Source organism: Acinetobacter sp. V2 (assembly GCF_001188385.1).
Lineage (GTDB): Bacteria > Pseudomonadota > Gammaproteobacteria > Pseudomonadales > Moraxellaceae > Acinetobacter > Acinetobacter oleivorans.
This window is the reverse complement of sequence record NZ_JZFB01000003.1, coordinates 213,442-218,977: the sequence shown is the minus strand read 5'-3', so window position 1 is coordinate 218,977 and position 5,536 is coordinate 213,442. Positions and strand designations below refer to the sequence as shown.

Here is a 5,536-nt window from a genome sequence, read left to right as displayed (position 1 = left end):
GATAATCTGTTACCCATTTTTTAGGATTAGTTTCTTCATGCAAAGTGTATTGCCCAGATTTAAATCCTTCAAAAGCAATATCCCAGTTTCGATAATAGACATATTTTAATCGGTCAAAATTATAACGCCCCTTGTTAATAGGCAAATCTTTTGCCCAATAATTTGGGTTTCTTTTATAACTAATACTTCTACCTGCATCAACTCGTTCAACTACATATGGCCCCGAACCCACAATCGGCTGTAGGGTAATTCGGCTAAAATCTCTTTTTTGCCAATCCGCTTTTGAATAAATCGGTAAGGTTGCCAAAATGAATGGCATTTTAGGATTATGGGTAGACTTAAAACTAAACTTTACTTGATAGGCATTGATGACTTCTGTTTTTGCCAAATCAGCAAGGTACATCTGTAAACCTAAATTGGACTTCGTCTGATAGGCATCAAAACTAAATTTAACATCTGCCGCAGTGACTGGCTGCCCATTACTAAAACGCGCCTTTGGGTTTAAATAGAAAGTAACAGACTGCGTTTTTTCTGGGTCATAACTCACTTTCTCGGCTAAAAGTGGATATAAAACTCCGACCTCATCTAACGATTGAGTCATTAAAGTATCAAAAAGATAATTAACGCCCTCAGTAGCATTCCCCTTACCATTCATACTATTGAGGTTATCAAAAGTTCCTTGAGCGGCCTGACTTAACAGACCACCTTTAGAGGCATTCGGATTTGCATATGGCATAGCCATCATTCCTAAATATTTAGGCTTGGAATGAATCGCTATATATGAAGTGGTTTGCTGTGCAGAAAAAACTGTATGTGAAACGACACTGAGCCCGACTAGCAGGCTCAGTTGAAAAGATGATTTATGCATAAGTTGCTAATTATTTTATAAATTAGGCACTTTAATAACATCACCAATGCGAAGCTGAGTAGAAGGTGTCAAATTATTCAGCTCAGCCAAGAAATTAGTTTCTAAACCATATTTGCTAGCAAGACCAATTAATGTATCACCACGCTTCACTTTGTATTCCACAACAGTTTTTGGAATTACAATATTTTGACCGCGTTGTAAATTAGAACTCGCTTTTAATGCATTCATTTCAGCAAGTTCACGCACTGAAATGCCTGCACGGCTCGCAATACTATTTAAAGACTCACCAGATTTCACAGTATATTTTTCAGTGTTTTTACCAGCCGCAACTGTTTTAGTTGAAGACTTAGTATCTACTTTAGCTGTTTCTACTGTAGGTACATCACCTGTTAGCTTTAAACGTTGCCCTACACGAACGCTACTGGTACGTGAAAGACCATTTAATGAAGCAAGGTAGTCCAACTGTAGGTGATAACGGTTAGCGATATTACCTAAGCTATCACCAGATTTGACTGTATAAGTTTCTGGTGTTTCTTCTTTGGTATTTTTAGAAGGCTTAGTTGGTGCTTCTTCTTCAACTGTACCTGTGAGTTTTAAACGTTGACCAGCACGTAACCCAGCAGTACGAGACAAACCATTTAAGTCAGCCAAATAACCTGTTTGCAAGTTATATTTAGCCGCAATCGCATTTAAGCTATCACCCGACTTTACAACGTATTGTTCTGGAACACTTAACCCTGCTGGTACTTTTATCGTTTGACCAAGCTGTACATGGCTATTTGCTTTTAGGTTATTTAACTCGGCTAACTCAGCTAGGCTAATTTTTGATTTCGTTGCAATACTCGATAAAGTATCACCGCGCTGTACTTTATAGCCTTCTGTTTTATAAGAAATACTAGCCGCAGCCTTCTCAGATTTACTAGAAGTTTTAGTTTCAGCAACTTCATCTACAGAAATATCTTGTGTTGGCACATTAATTTTTTGGCCAGCCATCAAGTTACTACCCGCAGATAAACCTGGCGTTAATTCAGCAAGTTCCTGATTAGAGAGCGCATAACGATCTGCAATCAATTTAAGGTATTCACCGCGCTTCACAGTATAACTTTTAGTTGCTATACGTTTTGCATTTGCTTGAACTGCTTTCGGCTCGACTTTAGCACTTGAGCGACTACTCTTCGGCTCTTTTAACAGTAATTTTTGCCCAACAAATAGACCATCTGTTACTGATAAATCGTTATATTCAGCTAACTGTCTTACTGACAAATTAAACTGATTAGCAACACCGCTTAAACTATCGTTAGCTTCAACTACATATACGTCAGGTTTAGCTGTACTTTTAGGTGTTGCTTGAGTTTCTTGCGGTTTAGCATCATAGAGATAAAGCGTTGAACCAACATATAACGTCTTTTCAGGGTCAATCTGGTTCCACTTCGCAACATCGCGCCAGTTTACGCCATTTTTCATTGCAATAACGGCCAACGTATCACCCGGTAAAACCGTATAAGTACTACGCTTACCTTTAGGCTGTACAACCACTACATCAGTATCAGTCTTGATGTAAGGTTTGTCTTTATTTCGCTGTCCGTCTTCAGAGTTAGCTACGGTCACGTCTTCAGCTAAAGTTTTTGGATAAGCAAAACCTCTACTAACCTCTTTACCTTGTTGCTCTGCAACTGACTGGCTCGTCTGAATTGCGGTTAACCTAATTTTGCCATCATAGGGATCGACAATTTCAGTTCCTTTAGGCGCGATTGCTTTTAACTCAGCAACAACTTGATCTTTTTCAGCTTGTGTTGGTTGCGGCTCTAAAGCTTGTTGAACTGTTTCTTTCTCGCCTTCAGCTCGTACTGCCGCTAGAATCTTCTCACGCTCAGAAGCTGAAATTGGTGGCTCCATCTTAACAGGCTTCGTAATGTTAGCTGCATTTGTCACAGCTACAGGAATACGCGGCGCACTTGGTACATCCGCTGATGCTGCAAAGGCAGCTAACGCATCAGAACCACGTGGGGTAGATTTTGAAATCGTTGAAGTATTCTTCACTGATGAAGAAGGTTTAACTGGCTGAACTTGTGTTGTTGGTGTTGTTCTTGTTGTCACTGTGGTAGAAGGACTAACAGTTGTCGGTGTAGATGGTGAAGTTGCATTTGCCCACCAACCTGAGCTACCACCCGTTTTTTTCCCTTTTAATTTATTATCAATTGAAGGACTTAAATCTGCTGGAATCAAAATACGCATTGGGCTCGCAGGGTCTACTGCTTCACCACGATATCCTGGGTTCAATGCATAAAGTTCTGCGCGGCTTAATCCTGCTGTAGAAGCAATTTCATTTAACGTTAAAGGTGCAGATAAAGTCACTTCACGGAAATGGGGTCTATTTGCAATAGGCGGTAGTTCTACACCATAAGCCTTTGGATTTTTAATAATTTGAGCAACAGCTAAGAAACGTGGAACATAGTTCATTGTTTCTTGAGGTAATTTTAATGACCAATAATCAGTTGGCAAACCAGCAGCTTGGTTGCGGTTAATCGCCTGCTGAATACGTCCAGGGCCAGCATTATAGGCAGCTAACGCAAGTTCCCAAGAACCAAATTGGTTATAGAGACTTCCTAAAAACTCATAAGCTGCGCGAGTTGATTCAACCACATCTCGGCGCCCATCATACATACCAGTTTGCTTTAAGCCATAAATACGACCAGTACTTGGAATAAACTGCCATAGCCCCGCTGCTGCTGCACTACTTGTTGCAGCTGGGTCATAAGAACTTTCAATTACCGGTAATAGTGCAAGTTCTGTCGGTAGTCCACGGCGTTCAGCTTCTTTTACAGTATGGTACAAATAACGACTGGCACGAGCACTCAAGCGATCAAGGTAAGGCTGACGAGAAATAAACCAGCTACGCTGAGCTTCAATACGTGAATCCCAATGATTCAAGTCCATTTTGAAACCAACAGACATACGCTTCCAGACATCACCATGCTTCAAAATAAGCAGACGATCACCTTCTACAGCGCGCATATCAGTTGCTGAAAGTAAGTCTTCCAAAGAGTCAAGACTACTCGCATCTAAATAACCTGCACCACTGACCTGTTTCGATTTTGAGGTTTTTGCAGATTGCGGAGTCGATGAACAGCCTGTTGTAATACCCAACGCAGCTAAAGCAGAGCTAAGTACGGTAATTTTGAACAATGATGCCGCAGATGGCTGCCACACAAATGTGGTTGGTTTATACATAAAAACTTCCAAACAACTCGCGTAATATTTTTTTTGGGTCTGGCCACAAACCCTAGGTCTTCGATGCCATTGTAGTAAAGCGTGCAAGATAGACAAGGCAATAATTTGATGTCATTTGCATGGAAATGTTACAAGAAATTAAAAAAACCTTGCTTTGTAACGATGGAACCGAACTTTTTGCGTATACAATACACCATATTCAGTTCTTTTTCTTTTAGTTTAGGTTTCGATTTATGTCTCAAACAATCACACTGTATGTTGATGGTGCATGTCGTGGCAATCCGGGTTTAGGTGGTTGGGGCGTATATGTCATTACCGAGCAGGGTGAGCATAAATTATTTGGCGGTGAACCTGAGACAACTAATAACCGCATGGAGCTTACTGCTGCGATTGAAGGCGTTTCATTTTGCCCACCCGATGCTCACTTAATTATCTGGACAGATTCAAATTATGTGAAGCAAGGCATTACTGAATGGATTCATGGCTGGAAAAAGAAAAATTGGAAAGATGTTAAAAATCCTGACCTTTGGCAAAAATTAGATGCTGTATGTGCAGGTAGAAATATTGAGTGGAACTGGATTAAAGGCCATGCTGGACATGCAGGCAACGAAATGGCTGATGAGCTTGCAAATATCGGAGCCGATCAAACCGCACTTCAAAAAAAAACAGTTCAAGCGACTGCCCTGCAAGATATAAAAAAGCCTGAAGAGGATTGGTTGCTTGATGACCCTTTTGGGTTTGATATGGCAGAAGTAGCCGAAGAAGTTGAGATGATTATTGTGGAAGAAGAAGTTATTGAAGTTGAAGCTGCTGAACCAGAAAGTAAGCAACCCGTTAATAATATTCATCCTCAAATTGTTGTGACCGAAGCCAAATTACAATTACAAGGGCCTCGACAACTGATTCTCGATACGGAAACCACTGGTTTTTATTTCCAAGATGGCGACCGAATTATTGAAGTGGGCGCTATTGAAATGATTAACCGGAAACTTACCGGTAGCTCAATTCATATTTATATTAACCCGCAAAAACCAGTGGGCGACTCAGAAAATATCCATGGTATTAGTGATAATTTCTTAAAAGATAAACCGCTCTATGCAGAAATTGCCGACACGCTTTTTGATTATCTAAAAGGCGCAGAGATTATTGCGCATAACGCAACCTTCGATATGAACTTCCTAGATATGGAGTTTAAGCGCGCTGGCCTTCCCGCGCTTTCCGAAGTATGTGAGGTAACAGATACGTTAGCTTTAGCAAAAAGCAAACATCCGGGACAAAAAAACTCGCTTGATGCCCTTGTAAGACGTTATGAAATTCCGGCACGTGACCGTACCTTCCACGGCGCATTACTCGATGCTGAAATTCTTTCAGACGTTTATCTAGCAATGACAGGTGGACAGGTTTCTTTTGATATAGATGCCTTATCCCAAAGTGAAA

General features: G+C 40.6%; 3 protein-coding genes. 1 reads left to right on the top strand and 2 read right to left on the bottom strand.

Annotated features, from left to right (window positions below; genetic code table 11):
- Both UC75_RS21450 and UC75_RS11935 read right to left on the bottom strand, forming a co-directional pair.
- On the bottom strand, window positions 1–868 hold an 868-nt coding region (locus UC75_RS21450), incomplete at its 3' end, for an ABC transporter substrate-binding protein (protein WP_228137322.1).
- 15 nt (window positions 869–883) lie between these two features.
- Window positions 884–4,099 (bottom strand): lytic transglycosylase, encoded by a 3,216-nt coding sequence (locus tag UC75_RS11935; RefSeq protein ID WP_049837713.1) that lies wholly within the window; start codon window positions 4,097–4,099, stop codon window positions 884–886.
- 233 nt (window positions 4,100–4,332) lie between these two features.
- Here UC75_RS11935 and dnaQ point away from each other — a divergent pair.
- The coding region (gene dnaQ, locus UC75_RS11930) for a DNA polymerase III subunit epsilon (RefSeq protein ID WP_228137321.1) at window positions 4,333–5,536 on the top strand (1,204 nt) is incomplete at its 3' end.

Coding starts and splice junctions, on each gene's coding strand:
- UC75_RS11935 (WP_049837713.1), bottom strand. CDS start 4,099: ATGTATAAACCAACCACATTTGTGTGGCAGCCATCTGCGGCATCATTG.